23 protein-coding genes and 3 tRNA genes are annotated in these 26,157 nt (G+C 60.5%); 18 read left to right on the forward strand and 8 right to left on the reverse strand.

Features of this window, described 5'->3' with window-relative positions:
* Positions 1-280: 280 nt before the first annotated feature.
* Positions 281-1,435 (forward strand): MFS transporter, encoded by a 1,155-nt coding sequence (locus J4E58_RS17530; RefSeq protein WP_007927226.1) that lies wholly within the window; start codon positions 281-283, stop codon positions 1,433-1,435.
* A 6-nt stretch (positions 1,436-1,441) separates the two neighbouring features.
* Here J4E58_RS17530 and nhaR read toward each other — a convergent pair whose 3' ends face one another.
* Positions 1,442-2,347: a transcriptional activator NhaR gene (gene nhaR, locus J4E58_RS17535; protein WP_007927225.1), complete on the reverse strand. Its 906-nt coding sequence runs from the start codon at positions 2,345-2,347 to the stop codon at positions 1,442-1,444.
* Between the two features lie 135 nt (positions 2,348-2,482).
* Here nhaR and J4E58_RS17540 point away from each other — a divergent pair, with 135 nt between their 5' ends.
* Positions 2,483-2,731 (forward strand): hypothetical protein, encoded by a 249-nt coding sequence (locus J4E58_RS17540; protein WP_009044657.1) that lies wholly within the window; start codon positions 2,483-2,485, stop codon positions 2,729-2,731.
* Positions 2,732-2,761: 30 nt separating this feature from the next.
* Positions 2,762-3,523: a TerC family protein gene (locus J4E58_RS17545; protein ID WP_007927218.1), complete on the forward strand. Its 762-nt coding sequence runs from the start codon at positions 2,762-2,764 to the stop codon at positions 3,521-3,523.
* 79 nt (positions 3,524-3,602) lie between these two features.
* Here J4E58_RS17545 and J4E58_RS17550 read toward each other — a convergent pair whose 3' ends face one another.
* Entirely contained in the window at positions 3,603-3,770 is a 168-nt protein-coding gene (locus J4E58_RS17550) for a hypothetical protein (protein WP_009044656.1), read from the reverse strand.
* 222 nt (positions 3,771-3,992) lie between these two features.
* Between J4E58_RS17550 and J4E58_RS17555 the strand changes: the two genes are divergently transcribed.
* The gene (locus tag J4E58_RS17555) at positions 3,993-4,667 is read left to right on the forward strand and encodes a PA2778 family cysteine peptidase (RefSeq protein WP_087091665.1); all 675 of its coding nucleotides are present in this window, start codon (positions 3,993-3,995) and stop codon (positions 4,665-4,667) included.
* 91 nt (positions 4,668-4,758) lie between these two features.
* Here the strand turns inward: J4E58_RS17555 and pbpG are convergent, their stop codons facing one another.
* Positions 4,759-5,697, reverse strand: a complete 939-nt coding sequence (gene pbpG, locus J4E58_RS17560) for a D-alanyl-D-alanine endopeptidase (RefSeq protein WP_007927214.1) — start codon at positions 5,695-5,697, stop codon at positions 4,759-4,761.
* A gap of 283 nt (positions 5,698-5,980) precedes the next feature.
* Positions 5,981-6,835: a bifunctional methylenetetrahydrofolate dehydrogenase/methenyltetrahydrofolate cyclohydrolase FolD gene (gene folD, locus J4E58_RS17565; protein ID WP_007927213.1), complete on the reverse strand. Its 855-nt coding sequence runs from the start codon at positions 6,833-6,835 to the stop codon at positions 5,981-5,983.
* A 280-nt stretch (positions 6,836-7,115) separates the two neighbouring features.
* On the opposite strand from folD, the gene J4E58_RS17570 reads away from it, so the two are divergent.
* From J4E58_RS17570 to J4E58_RS17610, 9 genes are all read left to right on the forward strand, one after another.
* A tRNA-Arg gene (locus tag J4E58_RS17570) sits at positions 7,116-7,192 on the forward strand.
* A 40-nt stretch (positions 7,193-7,232) separates the two neighbouring features.
* Positions 7,233-7,308: transfer RNA gene (locus J4E58_RS17575), tRNA-His, on the forward strand.
* A 56-nt stretch (positions 7,309-7,364) separates the two neighbouring features.
* Positions 7,365-7,449 (forward strand) — tRNA-Leu (locus J4E58_RS17580).
* Between the two features lie 423 nt (positions 7,450-7,872).
* On the forward strand, positions 7,873-9,183 hold the full coding sequence (gene tig, locus J4E58_RS17585; RefSeq protein WP_009044653.1) for a trigger factor: 1,311 nt from the start codon (positions 7,873-7,875) through the stop codon (positions 9,181-9,183).
* Between the two features lie 93 nt (positions 9,184-9,276).
* Positions 9,277-9,918, forward strand: coding sequence for an ATP-dependent Clp endopeptidase proteolytic subunit ClpP (gene clpP, locus J4E58_RS17590; RefSeq protein ID WP_007927205.1), 642 nt, complete (start codon positions 9,277-9,279; stop codon positions 9,916-9,918).
* A gap of 106 nt (positions 9,919-10,024) precedes the next feature.
* The gene (clpX, locus tag J4E58_RS17595; RefSeq protein ID WP_007927204.1) at positions 10,025-11,308 is read left to right on the forward strand and encodes an ATP-dependent Clp protease ATP-binding subunit ClpX; all 1,284 of its coding nucleotides are present in this window, start codon (positions 10,025-10,027) and stop codon (positions 11,306-11,308) included.
* A gap of 163 nt (positions 11,309-11,471) precedes the next feature.
* On the forward strand, positions 11,472-13,868 hold the full coding sequence (gene lon, locus J4E58_RS17600; RefSeq protein ID WP_009044652.1) for an endopeptidase La: 2,397 nt from the start codon (positions 11,472-11,474) through the stop codon (positions 13,866-13,868).
* A 93-nt stretch (positions 13,869-13,961) separates the two neighbouring features.
* Positions 13,962-14,291, forward strand: coding sequence for an HU family DNA-binding protein (locus J4E58_RS17605; protein ID WP_020296819.1), 330 nt, complete (start codon positions 13,962-13,964; stop codon positions 14,289-14,291).
* Positions 14,292-14,524: 233 nt separating this feature from the next.
* Positions 14,525-16,396, forward strand: a complete 1,872-nt coding sequence (locus J4E58_RS17610) for a SurA N-terminal domain-containing protein (protein WP_087091664.1) — start codon at positions 14,525-14,527, stop codon at positions 16,394-16,396.
* A 55-nt stretch (positions 16,397-16,451) separates the two neighbouring features.
* On the opposite strand, the gene J4E58_RS17615 is transcribed toward J4E58_RS17610, so the two are convergent.
* Entirely contained in the window at positions 16,452-17,657 is a 1,206-nt protein-coding gene (locus tag J4E58_RS17615; protein WP_007927199.1) for an MFS transporter, read from the reverse strand.
* Positions 17,658-17,782: 125 nt separating this feature from the next.
* On the opposite strand from J4E58_RS17615, the gene J4E58_RS17620 reads away from it, so the two are divergent.
* From J4E58_RS17620 to J4E58_RS17630, 3 genes are all read left to right on the forward strand, one after another.
* The gene (locus tag J4E58_RS17620; RefSeq protein WP_087091663.1) at positions 17,783-18,682 is read left to right on the forward strand and encodes a LysR family transcriptional regulator; all 900 of its coding nucleotides are present in this window, start codon (positions 17,783-17,785) and stop codon (positions 18,680-18,682) included.
* A 91-nt stretch (positions 18,683-18,773) separates the two neighbouring features.
* A complete protein-coding gene (locus J4E58_RS17625) occupies positions 18,774-19,625 on the forward strand; it encodes a DUF2242 domain-containing protein (protein ID WP_087091662.1) in 852 nt (283 codons plus the stop codon).
* 128 nt (positions 19,626-19,753) lie between these two features.
* Positions 19,754-19,951: a hypothetical protein gene (locus J4E58_RS17630; protein ID WP_143481895.1), complete on the forward strand. Its 198-nt coding sequence runs from the start codon at positions 19,754-19,756 to the stop codon at positions 19,949-19,951.
* A gap of 17 nt (positions 19,952-19,968) precedes the next feature.
* On the opposite strand, the gene J4E58_RS17635 is transcribed toward J4E58_RS17630, so the two are convergent.
* Both J4E58_RS17635 and J4E58_RS17640 read right to left on the reverse strand, forming a co-directional pair.
* Positions 19,969-21,006, reverse strand: coding sequence for an AraC family transcriptional regulator (locus tag J4E58_RS17635; protein WP_007927193.1), 1,038 nt, complete (start codon positions 21,004-21,006; stop codon positions 19,969-19,971).
* A 4-nt stretch (positions 21,007-21,010) separates the two neighbouring features.
* On the reverse strand, positions 21,011-22,141 hold the full coding sequence (locus J4E58_RS17640; protein WP_007927192.1) for a carbon-nitrogen hydrolase family protein: 1,131 nt from the start codon (positions 22,139-22,141) through the stop codon (positions 21,011-21,013).
* A gap of 211 nt (positions 22,142-22,352) precedes the next feature.
* Here J4E58_RS17640 and J4E58_RS17645 point away from each other — a divergent pair, with 211 nt between their 5' ends.
* Entirely contained in the window at positions 22,353-24,392 is a 2,040-nt protein-coding gene (locus J4E58_RS17645; protein WP_087091661.1) for an NADPH-dependent 2,4-dienoyl-CoA reductase, read from the forward strand.
* Between the two features lie 204 nt (positions 24,393-24,596).
* The gene (locus J4E58_RS17650; protein WP_087091660.1) at positions 24,597-25,532 is read left to right on the forward strand and encodes a 1-aminocyclopropane-1-carboxylate deaminase/D-cysteine desulfhydrase; all 936 of its coding nucleotides are present in this window, start codon (positions 24,597-24,599) and stop codon (positions 25,530-25,532) included.
* Here the strand turns inward: J4E58_RS17650 and J4E58_RS17655 are convergent.
* Positions 25,529-26,077, reverse strand: a complete 549-nt coding sequence (locus tag J4E58_RS17655) for a cytochrome b (RefSeq protein WP_087091659.1) — start codon at positions 26,075-26,077, stop codon at positions 25,529-25,531. The two genes, J4E58_RS17650 and J4E58_RS17655, sit on opposite strands and share 4 nt — an antisense overlap.
* Positions 26,078-26,157 lie beyond the last annotated feature (80 nt).

The following is a 26,157-nucleotide window of genomic DNA, read 5'->3' on the forward strand; positions in this document are numbered from 1 at the left end:
GGTATCTCTGATTTTTTTAATATGCCGTGCGTCGACGTGGGACGCCGTGCTGATGAGTTGCTGAAGGTACGGGGTGTTGCGGCAGGGGGCGGACTTTATCACACGGGGTTCGCCCACGGATGTGACGATCTGCCACCTGAGCCTTCAGAGTAGCCTGCGGTTTTTTCGCCGCTGCCCCAGACATGGGCGGACACATTCTGTTAGGATTCGCCATCCTCTTCTCATCTCCAGTCAGCGGGCCACCAGGCCATCGCTGATGTCGTCGTTTCCGGAGTTTTCCATGCTGTTGCCCATTCTGCTGTTGTCAGCCGCCGGTTTTACCGTGCTGACGACGGAGTTCATCATTGTCGGCCTGCTGCCTTCGATTGCCCGGGATCTTGCGGTCAGCGTGCCGCAGGCCGGCCTACTGGTGACCTTGTTCGCCTTCACCGTGGCGGCGTTCGGACCGTTCCTGACGGCCTACTTTGCCCGCTTCCAGCGCAAGCGCCTGTTCATTTCGGTGCTGGTGATGTTCGGCCTGGCCAACACCCTGGCGGCGCTGGCGCCGAATATCTGGGTGATGGCGGTGGCGCGGTTGATCCCGGCGCTGGGCTTGCCGGTGTTCTGGGCTTTGGCCAGCGAAACCGCGGTGGACATCGTCGGCCCCGACTACGCCGGGCGGGCCATCGCCAAGATCGGCTTCGGCATCGTCTGCGCCACGGTGTTTGGCATTCCGGTGGGCACGCTGATTTCCGATGCCTTCGGTTGGCGCGCCGCGTTCGGCATCCTGGCACTGGTGGCCTTTGCCAAGGCGTTGCTGCTGTATGTCTACCTGCCGCAGACCCGCGTGCACAACGAGCAGGCCAGCCTGCGCTCGCAGTTCGGCATCCTGCGCAGCCCCTTGATGCAGGGGCATGTGCTGCTGTCGATCCTGGTGTTCAGCGGCATGTTCACCGCCTACACCTACCTGGCGGATATCCTCGAGCGCCTGGCGGGTTTCAACGGCACGCTGGTCGGTTGGTGCCTGATGGGCTTCGGCGCGGTGGGTCTGATCGGCAACTCGCTGGGCGGCCGCGCGGTGGACCGCCATCCGTTGCTGGCCTCCATGGGCTTCTGCGCCTTGATGATCGGCGGCATGGTGGCGCTGGTGCCGAGCATCCACTCGCCGCTGGGCCTGGCCGCGGCCATGGGCATCTGGGGCGTGACCCAGGCGGCGCTGTTTCTGGTCAGCCATGTCCGCCTGATCAAGGCCGCGCCTCAGGCGCCGGCGTTTGCCGCTTCGCTGAACATCGCCGGAGCCAACCTGGGCATCGGCCTGGGCGCCATGGTCGGCGGCCGGGTAATCGACACCCTGGGGCTGGGCAGCCTGGGGTTCGCCGCCGCCGGTTTTATCCTGGTGTCGATCCTGCTGGCCCTGCTGTTGATGACCCTCAAGCCACAGGCCAGCTGCGCCTGACTCTCCTCAAGCGCCCATGGCGGTGAACAGCTCGCGGCGGGCGCCTTCGGTGATCGCCACGATGCCGGGGTGCTTGACCTTGCGTTCGACCGAAATGGCGTAGAACGACTCGCTGACCGCATCGGTCTGGCCGATCAGTTGCACACCGTATTGGCGCCGCACTTCGTCGGCGATCACGCTGGGGCTGATAAAGATCCCGCTGCCCGACTGGCCGAATGCCTGCATCAATGCGCTGTCGTCGAACTCACCGATGATCCTGGGTTGTATCTGCTGCTCGGCCAGCCAGCGCAGCAGCCGGCTGCGCACCACGGTTTCCTGCCCGGGAATCAGCAGCGGAGCGCCATGCAGGCTATGGGGAAAGTTCGTTCCATAGCGCTCGGCCAGTTCTTCGGTGGCGAAAAAACTGATGCCGCATTCGCCGAGTTTCTGGCTGTAGCCCTTGATGTCCAGGTGCGAAGGCATGGGGCTGTCGGAAATCACCAGATCCAGGCGCTGGATGGCCAGGTCGGCCAGCAGGCGTTCGAGTTTGTCCTCGCGGCAGGTGATGCGGATCGGTTCGTTCAGCTCCATGGTCGGGGCGATCAGGCGGTAGACGATCGATTTGGGCACCACATCGGCCACGCCGACCCGAAACAGGATCTGCTGCTCGTTGGGCTGGGCCTGGAGCATGGCTTCCAGTTCGCCGCCGAGCTGGAACATCTGCTCGGCGTAGGGCAGGGTCTGGCGCCCGGCTTCGGTCAACTCCAATTGCCGGCCGACCCGGCGAAACAACTCGATGCCGTAGGTTTGTTCGAGCAGGGTGATCTGGCCGCTGATGGTTTGCGGGGTCAGGTTCAGTTGCTCGCAAGCCCGGACGATGCTGCCGGTCTTGGCGACGACCCAGAAGTAGTGCAGTTGGCGATAGTTGAGCATGGCTGGCTTTGATTCGTAAAAATCGAAGTATAGCTGTTAAAAATACGAATTTTCCTGAAGTGTTCGCCTCCATAGAATGCCTCGCTATTGACGGGCCATCGTCTCGGCCCGGTCCGTTCTAACGAGGAAAGCGCAATGACCTATAAATCCATCGCCGCATCGTTGCTGGCGTTGTCGTTGATCACCCTTGCCGGTTGCGAGCAGGCGGAAAAAAGCGCGCAACAGCTGTTGGGCAAGGCCGCGGAAAACGCCAAGCAGGCGATCGACGACACGCACAAGGCCGCCGAACAGGCGATCAGCGACGCGACCCAAGGCTTGATCAGCAAGCAGGAAAAACCGGCTGACGAGGCCAAAGAAGCCACCTCGTCGTCCCAGGAAATCTGATTCCCCCATACCCCGACTCAGGACTGAGCCATGGAATACCTTTTACAACTCGCCGCGAGCCCCACCGCCTGGGTCGCCCTGGCAACCCTGGTGGTCATGGAAATCGTGCTCGGCATCGATAACCTGATCTTTATTTCGATCCTGACCAACAAGCTGCCCGAGCAACACCGGGCCAAGGCCCGGCGGATCGGTATCGGCATGGCCCTGATCCTGCGTCTGGCACTGCTCAGCACCATCGCCTTCATCGTGCAGCTGACCGAACCGGTGATCGATGTCTTCGGCCAGGTCTTCTCCTGGAAGGACATGATCCTGATTGCCGGCGGTCTGTTCCTGCTGTGGAAGGCCACCACGGAAATCCATCACAGCATGGACCCGGAACCGCAGGACAGCAAAAGCGAGACCGCTGGCGTGTCCTTGGGGTTCGCCGCGGCGATCGGCCAGATCCTGATGCTGGACATGGTGTTCTCCATCGACAGCATCATCACCGCGGTCGGCATGACCGAGCATTTGCCGATCATGATCATTGCGGTGGTGGTGTCGGTACTGGTGATGTTGCTGGCGGCCGAGCCTCTGGCCAAGTTCATCAATGACAACCCGACGGTGGTCATGCTGGCCCTGGGCTTCCTGATCATGATCGGCATGACCCTGATCGCCGAAGGTTTCGGTGCCCATGTGCCAAAAGGTTATGTGTACGCGGCCATGGCCTTCTCGGCGGCCATCGAGGGGCTGAATATGCTGGCTCGTCGTGCCCGGCAGAAGCGGGTGGCGGCGGAGGCGGAAGTCGAAGCCTGATTTACGGCAACAACCGACGGCGGCCTGTGTTCAAGGACACAGGCCGCCGTTTTTTATTGGGCAGAAGAAAAAGTACCAGTCAGTGCGCGGTGGCGTGATGCCGGGCCGGTTTTGCGGTTTTCGCCGCAGGAGTCGGCAAACGCGGATGATGGTGTCGGCGAACGATCCGCAAGACACCCCAGAGCATGGCAGCGGCAACGGCCAGCCAGCCGCCGATCAGCATCAGGATTGTCGTTGTCAGGCTCATGCATGCCTCCTTGTTGCCCTGTCCAGGGCACACACTCTTCGCAATGGACAGTCTAGTCGCGGATGTGTTTCAAGCCATTGACCAATAGTCGAGTGTCATCGACCGCTTTGCTCTATGGGGCGCAAATTACCGCGGCTTAACGCTATACCCCTGCATCGCGGCACCCTATGATCAGCGTTTCGGCCGGGGCTCCTGGCTTGGCGTCTGCACAAGAGAGTCATGATGGAACGGATGTTTCTGCGATTTCGAACACTGTTGTTGGCGGGCGCTTGCGCCCTGACGCTGGCCGGTTGCGCCAGCAGCGTGCAGCCGGAGATTCAGCGCCTGCCCGAGCGGGTGGAACTCAACGGCGTGCCGTTTTTCCGCGGCGAAACCTATCAGAGCGGCCCGGGCACCCTGGCCAGCATGCTGTCCCAGCAAGGCATCGCGATCACCCCAGGTCTGCTGGACAAGCCGCTGCATCTGCCAGGCGCCGAGGCGAAGTTGCAGCAGAACATGCTGACCCTGGCGCGTGAGTACGGGATGGTGGTCTATCCGCTGGACGACAATTTATCGGCGCTGCTGACCCAGGTTGCCGCGGGATACCCGGTGATGGTGCGTTACACCGAAGGTTCGGCGTTCTGGGCCGAACCTCGTTATGCCGTGCTGGCGGGCTATAACCGGCACAAACAGACGGTGCTGCTGCGAGCGGGAATGAATCGTCGTCTGTTGATGGACTTTGCCAAGTTCGAATCGGCCTGGAGCAATGCGGGGCACTGGGCGGTGTTGATTCAGGGGCCGACCCAGGTGCCAGCCCAGGTCGATCGCCAGCGTTGGCTGAAAGCGGCCGATGAGTTGGCCCAGGCCGGGCAGGAGAACGCGGCGGCACGGGCGACCAAGGCGTTGAGCGCCCACTGAGGTTGCAGAAACGCTGACGGCGCCCTTGGGCGCCGTCCTTTGAACTGGCTGCGATCGACGGATCTGCAGCCTTTTTTGTGTCTGCCGGGTTCTATTCGGCAGTTTGGGCGACGCCGCTCTGACGGCTTTTCAGGTTTTTGCCGGCCTTGTAGCTCAAGGCGGCATTCGGTACCGAGCCGCTTTTACCGGTTTCCAGCCACTGGCGGATGCGGCTGGCATCGGCGAAGTGCGTGTATTTGCCAAAGGCGTCGAGAATGACCAGGGCGACCGGGCGGTTGCTCATGCTGGTCACCAGTACCAGGCAGTGGCCTGCTTCATCGGTAAAGCCGGTCTTGGTCAGCTTGATGTCCCAGTTGGCCTTGTTGACCAGGTGATCGGTATTACGAAAACCCAGGGTGTAGTTGGGTTTGCGGAACGCCACGGTCTTTTCCTTGGTAGTGCTCAGCTCGCTCAGCAGCGGGTATTTGCGTGCCGCCAGCAACAGTTTGCTCAGGTCGCGGGCGGTGGACACGTTATGGACCGACAGGCCGGTCGGCTCGACATAGTGCGTGCTGGTCATACCCAGTGCCTTGGCCTTGGCATTCATGGCGGCAATAAAGGCTGCGTACCCGCCCGGGTAGTGGTGGGCGAGGCTGGCGGCGGCACGGTTTTCCGACGACATCAGGGCGATCAGCAGCATCTCTTTGCGTGGGAGTTCGCTCTTGAGCTTGACCCGGGAAAACACGCCTTTCATTTCCGGGGTGTTGCTGATGTCCACGGAAATGTACTCATCCAGCGGTTGTTTGGCGTCGAGTACGATCAGACCGGTCATCAGCTTGGTCACCGAAGCGATGGGCACGACCACGTCGGGATTGCTGGAATAGATGACTTTGTTGGTCTGCAGATCCAGGAGCATGGCGCTGCCGGAGGCGATGTGCAGTTGGGAGGGGTCGCGTGGCGCTTCGGTGGTTTCGCGAGCGACGGCGCTCTGCGTGATAAAGGTGCCTGTAAATGCAAAAAATAGGCTCAGGATAGAAAGACGGATTTTCACGCGGGCGGACTCATGAAGTGGATATGCCGTTCTGCAACGGGCTGCTTTCAGAAAAACGTTACATTTTATGAGTATGTGCCAGGAAAGAGCTACACGCCCGTAGGTAAAGGGCTTCAGGTAAATTAAATTTCATCCTGTATCAGTTTTGTATCAGTTCGATCCCCTTCTTTCTGGTGGGTTGATCGCCACTGCAAGCGGTGGGTATCCGCTTCAGGTTTTCGGCGAGCAGAAACAAAGAACCCCGCCAGTGGCGGGGTTCTTTTATCCGGGCTATTTCCCAGTGTCAGTCGTGCAGCGTTTCTGCCGCATACAACGTATTTTCCAGCAGGCAGGCGCGAGTCATCGGGCCAACACCGCCCGGTACCGGGGTGATCCAGCCGGCGCGGGGCAGGGCGGTCTCGTAGACCACGTCGCCCACCAGCTTGCCGTCTTCCTGGCGGTTGATGCCGACGTCGATGACGATGGCGCCTTCCTTGATCCACTCACCCTTGACCAGGCCCGGCTTGCCGGCGGCCACGACCACCAGGTCGGCACGCCCGACGTGGCCGGCCAGATCCTTGGTGAAGCGGTGGGTAACGGTAACGGTGCAGCCGGCGAGCAGCAGCTCCATCGCCATCGGGCGCCCGACGATGTTGGAAGCGCCGACCACTACCGCATCCATGCCGTACAGATCGGCACCGGTGCTTTCCAGCAGGGTCATGATGCCTTTCGGCGTGCATGGGCGTAGCAGAGGGATACGTTGGGCCAGGCGACCGACGTTATAAGGATGGAAACCATCCACGTCTTTATCCGGGCGGATGCGCTCCAGCAGCTTGGAGGCATCGAGGTGTTCGGGCAGTGGCAGTTGCAGCAGGACGCCATCGATGTTCGGGTCATCGTTGAGGCGGTCGATCAGGCCGGCCAGTGCTTCTTGAGTGGTGTCAGAAGGTAAGTCATAGGCTTGTGAAAGAAAGCCGACCTCTTCGCAGTCTTTACGCTTGTGCGAGACATAAACCTGAGAGGCCGGGTCGCTGCCGACCAGGATCACCGCGAGGCCTGGAGTACGCAGGCCTTGCTGGCGACGCTCGGCGACACGTTTGGCGATCTGCTGGCGCAGGCTAGCGGCGATCGCTTTGCCGTCGATTAGTTGTGCAGTCATGACGCGTGATTAACCATCGAGAGGGAGAGAAAAAGAGAACGCATTCTCGCATGCCAGGACGTGAGGGCAAAGGCGCTTGGTCTGCAAATTCCCCTAACTCCTTTAATTAAATGAATTTTTTTCAAAAAAGAGTTGACGACCTAACGGCTCGTCTATAACATTCGTCGCACTTGTCGGGCACAGCCTAGCACTGGTTAAGAAGGTCGGGCAGAGTTGATGTTTAACTCGTAACGACTGAAAGCACTTAGTTTGTAATCATTAAAGAATACAGATTAATAAGGCGCCCGTAGCTCAGCTGGATAGAGCATCCGCCTTCTAAGCGGATGGTCGCAGGTTCGAGTCCTGCCGGGTGCGCCATTAGGCAGCTTTGGCACAAGTAACGCAACAACGCAATATGGTGGGCGTAGCTCAGTTGGTAGAGCACAGGATTGTGACTCCTGTTGTCGTGGGTTCGATCCCCATCGTCCACCCCATATTCTGAAAGGCGCCAGATTAATAGTCTGGCGCCTTTGCTTTAAAAGCTTGATACGCGGACGTGGTGGAATTGGTAGACACACTGGATTTAGGTTCCAGCGCCGCAAGGTGTAAGAGTTCGAGTCTCTTCGTCCGCACCAATTAAGTAGCTATTTATATAGCAGAAAACGGCGCAGCACCTGAAAAGGGCTGCGCCGTTTTCGTTTCAGAAGTCTGTATTTCCAGCGGGCTGCAGGTGGTGGGCCGGGGAGGCGACGAAACACTCGTCCTTTTGTCGCTGGAATGCTGAAGGTTTACCGGTCGGGCTGTGGTTTGGTCCGGTCATCCGGGGTGTGACGCGCCATTCCTTCTATATATAGAAGCACGGGTGCAGAGGCCCTGGTTTGATTCGCTGTATTTGCTCTCAGGGCGCGGCTCAACCGTTGGTCCCCGCCTTTAAATCGCCAGCTGTTTTTTTACCCGTTTTCAGTAGGGTGACTTCTTGAGTTTGACCCACTAGAATGCATGCCCTTGATTCTGGGGTCGGAAACGGCCGGCTAACGTCTGTGCAACGAGGAATATCCATGCAAGTTTCTGTTGAAAATACTTCTGCTCTTGAGCGCCGCATGAGCATCACCGTGCCGGCTGAGCGCATCGAGACACAGGTCAACAAGCGTCTGCAGCAGACTGCCCAAAAGGCCAAGATTCCAGGCTTCCGTCCTGGCAAAGTCCCAATGAGCGTGATCCGTCAGCGTTATGAAGCTGATGCGCGTCAAGAAGCTGTGGGCGACGTGATCCAGGCTTCCTTCTACGAAGCTGTTGTCGAGCAGAAGCTGAACCCGGCTGGCGCTCCTTCGGTTGAGCCAAAGGTTCTGGAGAAGGGCAAGGATCTGGAATACGTTGCAACGTTCGAAGTGTTCCCTGAGTTCACCGTTGCCGGTTTCGAGTCCATCGCCGTTGAGCGCCTGAGCGCTGACGTGGCTGATGCCGACCTGGACAACATGCTGGAAATCCTGCGCAAGCAGAACATTCGCTTCGAAGTGGCCGACCGCGCCGCCCAGAACGAAGACCAACTGAACATCGATTTCGTTGGTAAGGTCGACGGTGAAGTGTTCGCTGGCGGTTCCGCCAAGGGTACTCAGCTGGTGCTGGGTTCCGGCCGCATGATCCCAGGCTTCGAAGAAGGCCTGGTTGGCGCCAAAGCGGGTGAAGAGCGTGTTCTGAACCTGACTTTCCCAGAGAACTACCAGAACCTGGACCTGGCTAACAAAGCCGCCGAGTTCACGGTCACCGTCAACACCGTTTCCGAGCCTAAGCTGCCAGAGCTGACCGAAGAGTTCTTCGCTCAATTTGGTATCAAAGAAGCCGGTCTGGAAGGTTTCCGCGCCGAAGTTCGCAAGAACATGGAGCGTGAACTGCGTCAGGCCATCAAGTCCAAGGTCAAGAACCAGGTAATGGACGGCCTGCTGGCTGCCAACCCGATCGAAGTGCCTAAGGCTCTGCTGGACAACGAAGTGAACCGTCTGCGCGTTCAGGCCGTTCAACAGTTCGGTGGCAACATCAAGCCTGATCAACTGCCGGCCGAGCTGTTCGAAGAGCAAGCCAAGCGTCGCGTTGTACTGGGTCTGATCGTGGCCGAAGTGGTCAAGCAATTCGACCTCAAGCCTGACGAAGCCCGCGTGCGTGAGCTGATTCAGGAAATGGCTTCTGCTTACCAAGAGCCAGAGCAGGTCGTGTCCTGGTACTACAAGAACGAGCAGCAACTGAACGAAGTCCGTTCGGTTGTGCTGGAAGAACAAGTTGTGGATACTGTTCTGCAGAAAGCTAGCGTGACCGACAAATCGGTCTCTTACGAAGAAGCGGTCAAGCCGGTAGAAGCACCACAAGCCGACTGATTTTTTACTCGTTCGAAAATACACACCATAAGCCAGCCTTCGTGCTGGCTTATGCGTATTCAAGACATGACTATTTGGGAGTGACTGCAGGACATGTCCCGCAATTCTTATTATCAGCAGAGCTCTGACATCCAGGCCGCAGGCGGCCTGGTCCCGATGGTTATCGAGCAGTCTGCCCGTGGCGAACGCGCCTATGACATCTACTCGCGCCTCCTCAAGGAGCGGGTGATCTTCCTGATTGGCCCGGTAGAAGACTACATGGCCAACCTGGTCGCGGCACAATTGCTCTTCCTTGAAGCGGAAAACCCGGACAAGGACATCCATCTCTACATCAACTCGCCAGGCGGTTCGGTGACTGCAGGCATGTCGATCTACGACACCATGCAATTCATCAAACCGGACGTTTCCACCATCTGCATCGGCCAGGCCTGCAGCATGGGGGCCTTCCTGCTCGCCGGTGGCGCAGCGGGCAAGCGTCATTGCCTGCCTAACTCGCGGATGATGATTCACCAGCCATTGGGCGGTTTCCAGGGCCAGGCGTCGGATATCGACATCCATGCCAAGGAAATCCTGCACATCCGTTCGCGTCTGAACTCGCTGCTGGCTCATCACACCGGTCAGAGCCTCGAGACCATCGAGCGCGATACCGAGCGCGACAACTTCATGAGCGCAGAGCGCGCGGCTGAATACGGCCTGATTGACTCTGTGATCACCAAGCGTCAAATGCCTGCCTAAGCAACTCAAATGTAGGTGGTTGGTTTAACCGGCCACCTGTGGGCTTGAAAAAGCCCGCAATTGCCTTCATCTTGTGTTGCAAGCCTATCGGATTTGGATCGATCGAATGACTGACACCCGCAACGGCGAGGACAACGGCAAACTGCTTTATTGCTCCTTCTGTGGCAAAAGCCAGCATGAAGTACGCAAATTGATTGCCGGCCCCTCGGTCTTTATCTGCGACGAGTGCGTCGACCTGTGCAATGACATCATCCGTGAGGAGGTGCAGGAAGCACAGGCCGAAAGCAGCGCGCATAAATTGCCTTCGCCTAAAGAAATCAGCGGCATCCTTGATCAGTATGTGATTGGTCAGGAACGTGCGAAAAAGGTTCTGGCAGTAGCGGTATACAACCACTACAAGCGCCTCAACCAGCGTGACAAGAAGAATGACGAGGTCGAACTGGGCAAGAGCAACATCTTGCTGATCGGCCCTACAGGTTCGGGCAAGACTCTGCTGGCAGAGACCCTGGCACGCCTGTTGAATGTACCGTTCACCATTGCCGACGCCACCACCCTGACCGAAGCCGGTTATGTGGGTGAGGACGTTGAGAACATCATTCAGAAACTGCTGCAGAAGTGCGATTACGATGTAGAGAAAGCTCAAATGGGCATCGTCTATATCGATGAAATCGACAAGATTTCCCGCAAGTCTGACAACCCTTCGATTACCCGTGACGTTTCGGGTGAAGGCGTTCAGCAGGCCCTGTTGAAACTGATCGAAGGTACTGTGGCTTCCGTTCCGCCTCAAGGTGGTCGCAAGCATCCGCAGCAAGAGTTCCTGCAGGTCGACACGCGCAACATCCTGTTCATCTGCGGTGGTGCGTTCTCGGGTCTGGAAAAGGTTATTCAGAACCGTTCGACTCGCGGCGGTATCGGCTTCAATGCCGAAGTACGCAGCAAGGAAGAGGGCAAGAAGGTCGGCGAATCCCTGCGTGAAGTCGAACCGGACGATCTGGTCAAGTTCGGCCTGATTCCGGAGTTCGTGGGTCGTCTGCCGGTTCTGGCAACCCTGGACGAGTTGGATGAAGCAGCGCTGATCCAGATCCTCACCGAGCCGAAGAACGCCTTGACCAAGCAGTATGCCAAGCTGTTCGAGATGGAAGGCGTCGATCTGGAGTTCCGTACCGATGCCCTCAAGTCGGTCGCCAAGCGTGCGCTTGAGCGCAAGACCGGTGCTCGCGGATTGCGTTCGATTCTCGAAGGCGTGTTGCTCGACACTATGTATGAGATCCCCTCGCAGTCCGAGGTGAGTAAAGTAGTGATCGATGAAAGCGTTATAGAGGGTAAGTCCAAGCCACTGTATATCTATGAAAACAGTGAGCCGACTGCCAAGGCAGCCCCGGACGCCTAAGCGCCGGACTGCTGGTTTGACAGAAGGGGCCTTCGGGCCCCTTTGCTTTTACTGCCTTTAAAGTACTGTCTTTGAGCTTGTTTTTTTTCGAGGCAGCCCCCATCTTGGTTTCAAGCTTACTTCCATCTGTTTACGGCCTTATGGCCGCCGTAGAGGCGAAATCATGAAGACAACCATCGAATTGCCTCTCCTGCCATTGCGTGATGTCGTGGTTTATCCGCACATGGTTATCCCGCTGTTCGTGGGGCGCGAGAAGTCTATCGAAGCCCTCGAGGCCGCGATGACGGGCGACAAGCAGATTCTTCTGTTGGCTCAGAAAAATCCTGCTGATGATGATCCCGGTGAAGATGCACTCTATCGCGTAGGTACCATTGCCACTGTTCTGCAATTGCTCAAGTTGCCCGACGGCACCGTCAAAGTACTGGTCGAGGGCGAGCAGCGGGGCGCTGTGGAGCGTTTCAGCGAAGTGGATGGCCACTGCCGTGCCGAAGTCTCCCTGATTGACGAGGTGGACGCTCCTGAGCGCGAGTCGGAAGTCTTTGTCCGCAGTCTGCTGTCCCAGTTCGAGCAGTACGTGCAGTTGGGCAAGAAAGTCCCCGCCGAAGTGCTGTCGTCCCTCAACAGCATCGATGAGCCGAGCCGCCTGGTAGACACCATGGCCGCCCACATGGCGCTGAAAATCGAGCAGAAGCAGGAAATTCTCGAAATCATCGACCTGTCGGCGCGTGTCGAACACGTGCTGGCGTTGCTGGATGCGGAAATCGATCTGTTGCAGGTCGAGAAGCGCATTCGCGGTCGTGTGAAGAAGCAAATGGAGCGCAGTCAGCGCGAGTACTACCTGAATGAGCAGATGAAGGCCATTCAGAAAGAGCTGGGCGACGGTGACGAAGGTCACAACGAAGTCGAAGAGCTGAAAAAACGCATCGACGCCGCCGGCTTGCCAAAGGATGCCCTGGCCAAGGCCCAGGCTGAGCTGAACAAGCTCAAGCAAATGTCGCCGATGTCGGCTGAAGCCACAGTGGTGCGTTCGTACATCGACTGGCTGGTTCAGGTGCCGTGGAAGGCCCAAAGCAAGGTTCGCCTGGACCTGGCGCGTGCCGAAGACATCCTTGACGCCGACCACTATGGCCTGGAAGAAGTCAAAGAGCGGATTCTCGAATACCTCGCCGTGCAAAAGCGCGTGAAGAAGATTCGTGGTCCGGTACTGTGCCTGGTCGGACCTCCAGGGGTCGGTAAAACCTCCCTGGCAGAGTCGATTGCTCACGCCACTAACCGTAAATTCGTACGCATGGCCCTTGGCGGCGTGCGCGATGAAGCGGAAATTCGCGGCCATCGTCGTACCTATATTGGTTCGATGCCGGGAAGATTGATTCAAAAGATGACAAAAGTGGGCGTTCGCAACCCGCTGTTCCTGCTCGATGAAATCGACAAGATGGGCAGCGACATGCGCGGCGATCCGGCTTCGGCATTGCTCGAAGTGCTCGATCCCGAGCAGAACCACAACTTCAACGACCACTATCTGGAAGTCGATTACGACCTCTCCGATGTGATGTTCCTTTGCACCTCCAACTCGATGAATATTCCGCCAGCGTTGCTGGACCGGATGGAGGTGATTCGTCTGCCGGGTTACACCGAGGACGAGAAGATCAACATCGCGGTCAAATACCTGTCGCCGAAGCAGATCCAGGCCAACGGCCTGAAGAAAGGCGAGCTGGAGTTCGACGAAGAAGCCATTCGCGACATCATCCGCTACTACACCCGCGAAGCCGGTGTACGTGGGCTGGAACGCCAGATTGCCAAGGTTTGCCGCAAGGCGGTGAAGGAGCACGCGCTGGAAAAACGCTTCTCGGTGAAGGTCACTTCCGACCTGCTGGAGCACTTCCTCGGCGTGCGCAAATTCCGCTACGGCCTGGCCGAGCAACAGGATCAGATCGGTCAGGTAACGGGCCTGGCCTGGACCCAGGTCGGTGGCGAGCTACTGACCATCGAAGCCGCCGTGGTACCTGGCAAAGGTCAGTTGATCAAGACCGGTTCGCTGGGCGACGTGATGGTCGAATCGATCACCGCGGCACTGACGGTAGTGCGTAGCCGTGCGAAGAGCCTGGGAATCCCCCTGGACTTCCACGAGAAGCGCGACACCCATATCCATATGCCGGAAGGGGCGACCCCGAAAGACGGCCCTAGCGCTGGCGTAGGCATGTGCACGGCTCTGGTTTCTGCACTGACCGGTATTCCGGTGCGGGCTGATGTGGCCATGACCGGGGAAATCACCCTGCGTGGTCAGGTGTTGGCTATCGGTGGTTTGAAAGAGAAACTTCTTGCAGCACATCGTGGTGGAATCAAGACCGTCATCATTCCAGAAGAGAATGTGCGCGATTTGAAGGAAATTCCTGACAATATCAAGCAGGATCTGCAAATTAAGCCAGTTAAATGGATTGACGAAGTCCTCCAAATTGCGCTGCAATACGCGCCGGAGCCCTTGCCGGATGTGGCTCCAGAGATAGTTGCAAAGGATGAAAAACGCGAGTCTGACTCTAAGGAAAGAATTAGCACGCATTAGTACGCATTAGCCTGGGGGGCTTCCTTGACAGCTTTTTAGAGCCCTTGTTATAAAGCGGCTCTTAAGTGTCTGTAGGCCATTCAGCACTGGTTTTTGCTTTCACCAAAAAACTTAGAATCATACTCAAATAGATATATAAGGGGACTTAGAGTGAACAAGTCGGAACTGATTGATGCTATCGCTGCATCTGCTGATATCCCGAAAGCTGCTGCTGGCCGTGCGCTGGATGCAGTAATCGAATCCGTCACTGGCGCTCTTAAGGCTGGCGACTCCGTTGTACTGGTTGGTTTCGGTACTTTCTCTGTTACCGATCGTCCTGCTCGCATTGGTCGTAACCCACAGACCGGTAAGACGCTGGAAATCGCTGCAGCCAAAAAACCAGGTTTCAAAGCCGGTAAAGCACTGAAAGAAGCCGTTAACTAAGCCTCCTTCAAGCCTTTGCCTACCCGGGTCGGGGTCTTTCCCGACCTGGCAGCGGAGCGGTAGGGCAGCCGGTTAGAAATCCGGTTTGTCACATCGGGGATCGAAGGTTCGAACCCCAGTCCGCTCCGCCAGTTACGAGAAAGGCGCATCCTCGGATGCGCCTTTCTTCTATCCGGACTCTACCCACGCTCCACGGTTGCTTAATTTGAAGTACAACCGTTTCTGGGGGACGCATGCTGCAGAATATCAGGGACAATTCACAAGGCTGGATTGCCAAGACCATTATCGGGGTCATCGTCGCACTGATGGCGCTGACCGGTTTCGATGCCATTTTTCAAGCCACTTCCACCAGTCAGGACGCGGCCAAGGTCAATGGCGAAGAAATCACCCAGAATGAGCTGAGCCAGGCGGTTGATATGCAACGCCGCCAGCTCATGCAACAACTGGGCAAGGATTTCGACGCTTCCTTGCTCGACGAGAAGCTGCTGCGTGAAGCCGCTCTCAAAGGTCTGATCGACCGCAAGCTGCTGCTGCAAGGCGCGGAAAACTCCAAGTTCGCTTTCTCTGACGCCGCTCTGGATCAAGTGATCCTGCAAACGCCGGAATTCCTGGTGGACGGCAAGTTCAGCCCTGAGCGTTTCGACCAGGTGATCCGTCAGCTGGGTTATAGCCGGATGCAGTTCCGTCAGATGCTGGCTCAGGAAATGCTGATCGGCCAGGTACGCGCCGGTCTGGCTGGCAGCGGTTTCGTGACCGATGCCCAGGTGCTGGCATTCGCTCGTCTGGAAAAGCAGACCCGCGATTACGCTTCCCTGACCATCAAGGCCGACCCCGCGGCAGTCAAGCTGACCGACGATGAAGTCAAGGCTTACTACGACGAACACGCCAAGGAATTCATGTCGCCGGACCAGGTGGTTATCGACTATCTGGAGTTGAAGAAGGCTTCCTTCTTCGATCAGGTCAGCGTCAAGGACGAAGAGCTGCAGGCGCTGTATCAGAAAGAAACCGCCAACCTGTCCGAGCAGCGTCGTGCCGCGCACATCCTGATCGAAGTGAACGACAAGGTGAACGAAGCGCAGGCCAAGGCCAAGATCGAAGAGATCCAGGCGCGCCTGGCCAAGGGCGAAAGCTTCGAGGCGCTGGCCAAGGAGTTCTCCCAGGATCCGGGTTCGGCGAACAACGGTGGCGACCTCGGTTATGCCGGCCCTGGCGTCTATGACCCGGCCTTCGAGGAAGCGCTGTACGCCTTGAGCAAGGACCAGGTATCGGCACCGGTACGCACCGGTTTCGGTTTCCACCTGATCAAGCTGCTGGGCGTCGAGGCACCTGAAGTGCCAAGTTTCGCCAGCCTGAAAGACAAGCTGACCCGCGAGCTGAAAACCCAGCAGGTCGAGCAACGTTTTGTCGAGGCAACCAAGCAGCTGGAAGACTCCTCGTTCGAAGCCTCGGATCTGGCCCAGCCGGCTCAAGAGCTGAAACTGACCGTACACACTTCCGCACCGTTCGGGCGTGAAGGGGGCGAGGGCATCGCCGCCAACCGCGCCGTGATTCAGGCTGCTTTCAGCCCTGAAGTGCTGGATGAGGGTGCCAACAGCACCGCTATCGAGCTGGACCCGGAAACCGTAGTGGTCCTGCGCGCCAAAGAGCACCGCAAGCCAGAGCAACTGCCGTTGGAAAGCGTCGCCAGCAGCATCCGCGCGCAATTGGCCAAGGAGCACGCCAGTGCTGCCGCCAAGGCCAAGGCCGATGCCTTGATCGCCAGCTTGCGCGAAGGCAAGACTGCGCTGAAGGCGCCTGTCGACGGTCAGAGCTGGAAGGTTTCCGAAGCGGTGACCCGTGGCCAGGAAGGCGTCGAGCCGATCGTGCTGCAGACCCTGTTCCGCATGGCCAAGCCAGCGGCCAAGGACAAGCCGACCTTCAGCAGCGTGACGCTGCCGAACGGCAGCCTGGTGGTCTTGCAACTGAGTGGTGTGAACGAAGCCGCTGCTCCAACCGATGAAGAGAAGGCTCAGTACCGTCGCTTCCTCGCGTCGCGTGCGGGTCAGCAAGACTTCGCCGCGTACCGCAAGCAGTTGGAAAACCAGGCTGACATCAAGCGCTTCTGATGTCCGACTGAAGTGACAAACAGGGACCCCGGCCAACGCGCCGGGGTTTTTGTTTTCAGCGTATGGCGGGAAACCCATGGCGTCGGGCGTTCACGGCCACCAGCAGGCAAGCCAGCAACAGGCCGATGATCACCCAGGGAAACGACAATACGCCCGGGCCTTCCAGCAGCACGCCACCCACCAGCCCGCCCCCGGCGATCGCCAGGTTCCAGGCGGTCACCAGCATCGACTGCGCGGCATCGGCAGCGCTCCCGGCAGCCTTGGCCAGCGCGGTTTGCAGCAACGTGGCCAGGCCTCCGAACGACAATCCCCAGAGGGCTATCGAGGCATAGACCGCCATCGGCGTATCGGCCTGGAACGCCAGCAGCAGCGCCGAAAGAGCGAACAGGACGCAACTGACCAGTACCAGTTGACGCAACCAGCGATCGATCAGCAGGCCGACGGTCCAGATGCTCAGCAGTGCGCTCAGGCCGAACGTCAGCAGCACCCGGTCAATTTGCCCGCCGATGCCAGCCGGCTCCAGAAACGGTGCGATATAGGTGTACAGGATGTTGTGGCCCAGGACATAAGCGAAGGTCACGAACAGCACTGGCTTGACTCCGGGCAAAGCGAACACGCCCGTGAGCGGCAAGCGTTTGTCGGCGCGCTGGCCGGGAAAGTCCGGCACCTGCCAGCGCACCCAGCCGAGCAACAACAGCGTCAGCAGAGTCATCAGGGCAAAGCTCACCCGCCAGCCCACCAGCGTGCCGAGCAGTGTGCCCGCGGGGATCCCCAGGGACAGTGCCAGTGGTGCGCCAAGCATGGCCACGGCGATGGCCCGCCCCTGCAGGTGCGGCGCGACCATACGGCTTGCGTAGCCGGCTAGCAGGGCCCAGAGCAGCCCGGCAAATACCCCGGCGAACAAGCGGGCGACCAGGGTCAGGCTGTAGTTGGTGGAGATCGCGGTGACACTGTTGACCAGGGCAAAGCCACCGATTGCGATCATCAGCAAAGGGCGGCGGCGCCAGCCTTGGGTGAGGATCACCAACGGGATCGCCGCCAGCAGTGAGCCAATGGCGTACAGGGTGACCAGTTGGCCGACCAGCGCCGGGGACACCGCCAGGTCCTGGCTCATCTGCGGCAGCAGGCCCGCGGGCATGGCCTCGGTAAGAATGGTGATGAAGCCGGCGGTCGCCAGCGCCAGCAGGCCACCCAGTGGAAGTCGGTCGCGACGCCTGGACTCGATGTCCAGCAGGTCGGCGGTGCCAAGAGGTTTGGTCATGGTGTCAGGCTCGCTACAGGTTTCAGGAAGTAGGGAGGCTGAGGGTAGGGCGCTGTGGTAAAGAGAAAAATAGGCTAAGGTTCCGAACTTATCGGACATCTGTATCCGTAATGGTGAGGTCGGCGATGGACTGGTTGAGCAATATCTCGGTCTTCCTGCATGTGGCGAAAACCCGCAGTTTCACTGAGGCGGGGCGGTTGTTGGGGGTATCCTCGTCGGCTGTCGGCAAGAGCATCGCGCGGCTCGAGGAGCGCCTGGAGACCCGGCTGTTCCATCGCAGTACCCGCAGTATCACCCTGACCGCCGAAGGCGCGAGTTTTCTCGAGCGCTGTCGCAGAATTGTCGCCGAGGCCGAGGCGGCCGAATTCGATCTGTGCAAGTCCTCCAATGCCCCGCGGGGCAAGTTGCGAGTCAGCCTGCCGCAGGTTCACGGCCTGGTGATGCCGGTATTGGTGGAGTTCATGCAGCGTTATCCGCAAATAGAACTGGATATCGAGCTGACGGACCGCATAGTGGATGTCGTGGAGGAGGGCTTCGATGCCGTGATACGGACCGGCAGCCCCGGCGACTCACGGCTGATGGCCCGGTCGCTGGGCCAGTTCCGCCTGGTGCTGGTGGGCACGCCTGGGTACTTTCGCGAGCGGGGCGTTCCGCAGGCCCCTGCGGACCTGGCTAACCACGGGTGCTTGCGGCATACCTTCCATAACACCGGCAAATTCGAGCATTGGCCGCTGCGACGGGCGGTCGATGCCCCGGAGCCGCTGTTGCCGACGCGTTTTGTCAGTACCTCTATCGAAGCGGTGGACCACGCCGTGCGCAGTGGGCTGGGGATCGCCTGCCTGCCCGATTTCATGGTGCGTGAGGCGGTTGCACGGGGCGAGTTGCAGCAGGTGCTCGATGAGCATCTGGAACACCGCGGCACCTTCTGGCTGCTCTGGCCTGCGAGCCGACACACCGCCGCCAAGCTGCGGGTGTTCATCGATCATCTGTGCGCGCGACTTTTTCCGGCAAACCGTGGTCAGTAGCCTTGTATTAATTTTAAGACACTAATCCGCGCGCCCAGTGGCCTCGAACTGTTGCACAATACGCCCCGGACCGTTTTCCTCAGGATTTTCGATGCATAGATCATTTCACCTGCGTGCTGCCGGGTTGACGCTGCTGCTGGCGGCCGTCGCCGGTTGTTCGTCGCAGAAGACCGCCATTTACGAGCATGAAAACTTCGATGACTCCGGCACTTTTTCGCGCAATTACCCGGTGAATGAGACGGCGTCCTGCGAGGCCGCCCGTCGCGCCTTGCTCAGCCAGGGCTACATCATCACCAGCAGCGATCCGAAGCTGGTCAGTGGTCACAAGAGCTTCCAGCAGACCGGCGAAACCCACATGGAGATCAGCTTCAGCGTGGTGTGCGCCCAGGATGGCAACAGCGGCCACCGTTCCACGGTGTTCGCCAACGCCCTGCAAGACCGTTATGCCCTGAAGAAGGTCAACAACTCGGCAAGCCTGGGGGTGGGTGTGCTGGGCTCGGTATCGATGCCGATCGGCTCGACCGACGACTCGATGGTCAAGGTCGCCAGCGAGACGGTTTCCTCGGCGAAGTTCTACGAGCGTTATTTCGCCCTGGTGGAGCTGTTCCTGCCGCAGGAAGCGAAAAAGGCCGCGCACATCATCGAGAAACCCAAGACCGATCTGGGCGTGCCCGAACCCAAGCCCGCCGAGCCTGCCGCAGCGCCGGCCCCAGTGACGCCACAACCGGCGCCTGTTGCACCGGCCGCCGAGCCGGCCCCGGCCACCCCTCCGGTTGTGCCAGCCGAATCGAACCTCTCGCAACCGCTGGCACCACCGGCGGAAGCGGCGCCCATTGCGCCGGGCGCACCTGCCGAGCCGACGCCGCCCACCGAGATCGTTACCCCGCCTCCCGCCAGCACCTTGCCGGCCCCGACAGAGCCGATTCCGGCGCTGCCACAGTAAGCATCTGCAGATAGCTGCGAGATCGACCCAGGTGTCGATCCCGCGGTTGCCGAGCCTCTCTGAAAATTTCTTTGCCAGCCCACGGTAAATCCGTTGCCAGCTGCTACGTTCCATTTAAGGGACGCAGATTGCGCGCGGTATTTTTTCTGTCACACCGGCACTTTATGCTGGTGGCCAAGGTCAGTAAGAAGACCTCTCAGCGAGCAGATTACCTACACCCCACACACAAGGAGTCCGCCATGGACGATTACCAAGAAGAACTGCTGGAATTCCAGGCTTTCGAACTGGACCCGCTGGAACCCGCAGAAGACGCCACCGAGCTGTAACGCCGGTGGCGTTTTTTTTAGGCGGACTGCCGGTGGCTGCGACGAAATTCACCCGGTGTCTGGCCGCTCCAGCGCTTGAAGGCGCGTTGAAAGGCCTCGGCTGAGGCAAACCCCAACAGATAGGCAATTTCCCCGAAGGCCAGTTCGGTATCGCGAATGTAGGTCATGGCCAGGTCGCGACGGGTGTCGTTGAGAATGGCGCGAAACTGCGTGCCTTCCTCGGCCAGTTTGCGGCGCAAAGTCCAGGTTGGCAGCTTCAGGCGTGCCGCCACTTCTTCCAGGTCGGGTTCCCGGCCACCATTGAGCAAAGGCCCCAGCAACTGAGTGATGCGTTCACGCAGGCTGCGGGTACGGGTCAGTTGCTCCAGTTCCCGTTCACACAGTTGCAGCAGATGGCGCCAGGTACTGGGGCAGTGCTCGACATTGCGCTGGGCCAGGGTGGCCTGGCTCAGGCGTAGCTGATTGTGCTCGGCGCCGAACTGGATCGGGCAATCCCCCAGGCTGGTGTAGCGTTCGCGGTAATCAGTCTGGGCAAACTCGATCTCGATGCGTTCGGCCTTGACCGGTAAACCGAGGCTGCCCAGTTGTTGGAGCCAGCCGGCCAGGATCGAATCCACCACAAAGCGGTTGTAAGCGTTATAGGGGCTGATGGAGTAGAAGCGCAGCCAGGCGCCGTCGGCGTCTTCGTGGAAGCTCGACTGGCCGCGATAGTTCGAGCCATACAGGGCCTCGAAGCGGGTCAGGCAGCGTGCGGCTTCACGTACGGTCGGCGCCTGGGCGGCGGTGACGCCCGCCAGCCCGGCCTGGCTCAGGCGGCTGAGCTGGCCCATGCGCAGCCCCAGCGCCGGATCGCCGGTCAGTTGAATCGCCGCGTGGCCCAGGCGCATGTAACGGGGAATCGACAGCCGCGCCCCGGCCTCGGCCAGGCGTGCGGTATCCAGTCCGTATTGTTCCAGCAGCGGCTGCGGGTCGAGGCCATGGCTGCGCACGGCGTCCGCCAGGCTATGGACGAAGCCCACCGACAGGTCTCCGAGGCGCATCGGCTGGGGCTTCATGGATTTACAACCAGATATTCAGCAAGCGCGCGCCACGGGCATCGCCATCGGCGAAGTGCTCGCCGTTGCTGTTGATGAAGCTTTGCCCGGCGCTGCCCTGATCCCAGAACTGGCCGCGCAGAAACACGCTGACACCGGCGCTGGCCAGGCTGCTGGGCGCGCGGCTGGTCAGGGTCAGGCGGCGCCAGGCTTCGCCTTCGCTGACTTCTTCCGGCTTGAGGCTGACCTCGCTCGGGGTCGAGAGATTCTTGTAGCCACGCCACGGCCGGTCCCAGGCGCCACGGCCCATGACGAAGGCCGGGACCGCCACCAGTTGCGCGCCCTGGGCGTTGAGCTTGCGGTAGTTGTCCGGGTACCAGCTGTCGCTGCCGATCAGCACCCCCAGGCGGCCGGCCGGGGTGTCGACCACCTGGACAGCCTGGTCGGTGCTGGCCTGGATAAAACCGCGCTCGTCGAAGGTCGGGTACAGCTGGCGTTGCGGCTGGCCGATCGGCAGGCCGTCGCTGCCGAAGACCAGGGTGGTGTTGTACAGCGCGCCGCTGCCGATGCGCAGGTTGCTGCCTTCGATCACCGGCTCGGGCAGGACAATGGAGCCGGCCACCAGGGTGATGCCAAACTCCTTGGCCAGGCCGCCGAACAGCCGCTGGTATTGATCGGCCATGCTCCTGGCCTTCATCCGCAGGTGCGCGTCGTCCAGGCGATTGTCACCCTTGGCGGTGATCAGCGCGCGCAGGAAGGGCAGTGGGTTGCTCACCGCCAGCCAGTTCATCGCTTCTTTCAGGCTGGCGGCCTGGTACAGCTCGTTTTTCTCGCCGCTGACCATCAGCCAGGTGCCAATGTGCTCCGGCAGCACCACCACGGTCTTTTCATTCAACAGCCCCTGGTCCCGGGCCTGCTGCAGGTAGGCCGCAAGCTTGCGGTGCAGGCGCTCGGGGCTCTGGTAGTCGGTGGGGAACAGCTCGGGCTGGATGCCCAGCAGATTGCCGTGATCGGCGGGAGTGCCCTGGTCCACTGCGAGCTGGATGCGCAGGTCGGAAAGGTAGTGACCGATCGGCCGCTCGCGGGTCCACAGGGCGTAGCTGGTGATGGCGGCAATCAGGGCCAGGGTGAAGGTGAAATAAAGAAGTTTGCGCATGGGAAGACAGTCGGCAGCCGTGTGCGGGATTCGCTGACTAGGGTAGGGCCCATGTCCGCGATTGCCAAGGCCGGGCTGCGCATTTGGATCAATAAGTTGTCAGTTACGGTCATTGAGCGCCTTGGGGGCTGCTCTTAGTCTGTCGAACATGACCGACGGAGGCCGCAGAGCTTCCGCATTTTTTCCGTGATCGTTCGATGTGGAGTTACCGATGGCCGCCGCTCACTACCCGCATTTGCTGGCCCCGCTGGACCTGGGCTTTACCACCCTGCGCAACCGTACCCTGATGGGCTCGATGCACACCGGCCTGGAAGAAAAGCCCGGTGGCTTCGAGCGCATGGCCGCCTACTTCGCCGAGCGCGCCCGCGGCGGCGTTGGCCTGATGGTCACCGGCGGCATCGGCCCCAATGACGAAGGCGGCGTGTACTCCGGCGCGGCCAAGCTGACCACCGAGGAAGAAGCGCTCAAGCACCGCGTTGTCACCCGTGCGGTCCACGAGGCGGGCGGCAAGATCTGCATGCAGATCCTCCACGCCGGGCGTTATGCCTACAGCCCGAAACAGGTGGCACCGAGCGCGATCCAGGCGCCGATCAACCCGTTCAAGCCCAAGGAGCTGGACGAAGAAGGCATTGAGAAACAGATCCGCGACTTCGTCACCTGCTCCAGTCTGGCGCAGCAGGCCGAGTACGACGGCGTCGAGATCATGGGTTCCGAGGGCTACTTCATTAACCAGTTTCTCGCCGCGCATACCAACCACCGGACCGACCGCTGGGGCGGCAGCTACGAAAACCGCATGCGCCTGCCGGTGGAAATCGTCCGCCGCGTGCGCGAAGCGGTAGGCCCGAACTTCATCATCATCTTCCGCCTGTCGATGCTCGACCTGGTGGAAGGCGGCAGTACCTGGGAAGAAATCGTGCAACTGGCCCAGGCCATCGAGCAGGCCGGCGCGACCCTCATCAACACCGGGATCGGCTGGCACGAAGCGCGGATCCCGACCATCGCCACCAAGGTGCCGCGTGCCGCCTTCAGCAAGGTCACGGCCAAGCTGCGCGGTTCGGTATCGATCCCGCTGATCACCACCAACCGCATCAACACCCCGGAAGTGGCCGAGCAGATCCTTGCCGAAGGCGACGCCGACATGGTTTCCATGGCGCGGCCGTTCCTCGCCGACCCGGAGTTCGTCAACAAGGCGGCCGCGGGGCGTGGCGACGAAATCAATACCTGCATCGGCTGCAACCAGGCCTGCCTGGACCACACCTTCGGTGGCAAGCTCACCAGCTGCCTGGTCAACCCGCGGGCCTGCCACGAGACCGAGCTCAACTATTTGCCGGTGCAGCAGATCAAGAAGATCGCCGTGGTCGGCGCCGGCCCTGCCGGGCTGTCCGCCGCGACCGTGGCGGCCGAGCGTGGCCATCAGGTGACGCTCTTCGATTCGGCCAGCGAAATCGGCGGCCAGTTCAATGTCGCCAAGCGCGTGCCGGGCAAGGAAGAGTTCTTCGAAACCCTGCGCTACTTCAAGCGCAAGCTGCAGACCACCCACGTCGAGCTGTGCCTGAACCGCCGGGTCGATGTCGAGCAACTGGTGGCCGGCGGCTATGACGAAATCATCCTGGCCACTGGTATCGCCCCGCGCACGCCGGCGATCCCGGGCGTCGACAACGCCAAGGTCCTGAGCTACCTGGACGTGCTCTTGCAGCGCAAGCCGGTGGGCCAGAAAGTGGCGGTGATCGGGGCCGGCGGCATCGGCTTCGACGTCTCCGAATTCCTCGTGCATCAGGGCGTGGCCACCAGCCAGGACCGTGAAGCGTTCTGGAAGGAGTGGGGCATCGACACGCACCTGGAGGCCCGTGGTGGCGTCGCCGGCATCAAGCCCGAGCGTCATGCCCCGGCGCGCCAGGTGTTCCTGTTGCAGCGCAAGACTTCCAAGGTCGGCGACGGCCTGGGCAAGACCACCGGCTGGATCCACCGTACCGGCCTGAAGAACAAGCAGGTGCAGATGCTCAACAGCGTCGAATACCTGAAGATCGACGACGCCGGCCTGCACATCCGCATCGGTGAGAGTGGCGAACCGCAAGTCTTGCCGGTGGACAACATTGTTATCTGCGCCGGCCAGGACCCGCTGCGCGAACTGCACGAAGGCCTGGTGGCCGCCGGGCAGAACGTGCACCTGATCGGTGGCGCCGACGTGGCGGCCGAGCTGGACGCCAAGCGCGCGATCAACCAGGGCTCGCGCCTGGCCGCCGAACTCTGATCCGCCGCTAATCATGGCCACCGCGACTAGCGCGGTGGCCTGATTACGTCCGCTGCGTGGCCGATCGCAGCCTGCGCCAGCGGTTACACCGGGGATCAGGTAGCCGCTGGCGAAGCCTGCGATCGGGGCCGTAGGACCCGCTATCAGGGACTCCGCGGTTTTGCTGATAGACTCCCGCCTCACTCCTTCCAAACCTCCCCATCCATGGCGTTTCCTGCTTCCTTCGACTGGCTGCCCAGCGCACCCTTGCAACCCCTGGACCTCGACTGGCTGACCGAGGCCGGGGTCGAGGTGGCGGTCCTGCGCCTGGACCAGATCGACCCGCTGATTTCCGGCAACAAGTGGTTCAAGCTCGCCCCGCATCTGGCGGCGGCTCGCCAAGCCGGCGCCGAGGGCATCATCAGCCTGGGCGGCGCGCACTCCAATCACCTGCATGCGCTGGCGGCCGCCGGCAAGCGTTTTGGTTTCGCCACCGTGGGGCTGCTGCGCGGCCATCCGCAGGACACGCCCACCGTGCTCGACCTGCAAGGCTTTGGCATGCAGCTGCACTGGCTCGGTTACGCCGGCTACCGGGCGCGGCATGAGCCTGATTTCTGGCAACCCTGGCAGGCGCAGTACCCCAGGCTGTTCCCGGTGGCGGAGGGCGGCGGTGGCTTGCTCGGGGCGACCGGCTGCATGCCGCTGGTGAAGCAGCTGCGCGGCCAACTGGATGCCCTGGGTTGGGATGACTATCACGGCTGGTGGCTGGCCGCCGGCACCGGCACCACCCTGGCCGGACTGGTGTTGGGGGAGGCCGGTGCCCACCCGGTGTATGGCGCCCTGGCGGTGCCGGACGATCATGGCGTCGCGCAACAGGTGGCGGCGATTGTGCGGGAGGCGGGGCTGCAGGCTGCAGGCTATGAACTGCTCGATAGCAGTCGTGGCGGTTTCGCCAAGGTCGACCCGATGCTGCTGGAATTTATCGAGGAGAGCGAACGGCACAGCGGCATCTCCCTGGAGCCGCTGTACACCGGCAAGGCCTTGCTGGCCCTCAAGCAACAGGTCGAGGCCGGGCGGTTTGCCGCCGGCAGCCGTCTGGTCTTCGTCCATACCGGCGGCTTGCAGGGCCGCCGGGGGTTCGCCGCGCCGGCGCAGCCTTAGCCGCGCTTGGGCAGCATGCGTTGCAGGGTGTTGTCGCGCATAAAGTAGTGGTGATAGAGCCCGGCCACCGCATGCAACCCGATCAGCCAGTAGCCGACGGTGCCCAGCAGCACGTGCCAGCCTTCGACCTGCTTGGCGAACTGTTTGTCTTCAGCCACCAGCAGCGGCAGGTCGATGCCGTAGAACATCACCTGATGGCCTTCGGCGCTGGTGATCAGCCAGCCGAGGATCGGCATGGCGATCATGAACAGGTACAGGGCCCAGTGCATCAGCTTGGCCAGGATCGTCTGCCAGCTCGGCGGGGTCGGCAGGATCTTCGGCGCTACCCCCAGGCTGCGGGCGAACAGGCGCAGCCAGACCAGCACGAACACGGTCAGGCCGAGCATGAAGTGCGCTTCCTTGATCAGCGTCCGGCCACCGCTGCCCTTGGGGAAAATGCCGCGCAGTTCGATGCAGGCGTACACCGCGATCAACAACACCAGCATCAGCCAATGCAATGCAATCGACACCGTACTGTAACGGCTGTCGGAGTTCTTCCAGGGCATAGATCCTTCCTCGTTCATCAGGTCAGTTGTCTCCGTTCTTAACGACGGAGTGCTGTAACTGTAATCCTGTTTCCGAGGCT

The organism is Pseudomonas sp. FW305-25, from assembly GCF_017351415.1.
Taxonomy (GTDB): domain Bacteria; phylum Pseudomonadota; class Gammaproteobacteria; order Pseudomonadales; family Pseudomonadaceae; genus Aquipseudomonas; species Aquipseudomonas chlororaphis.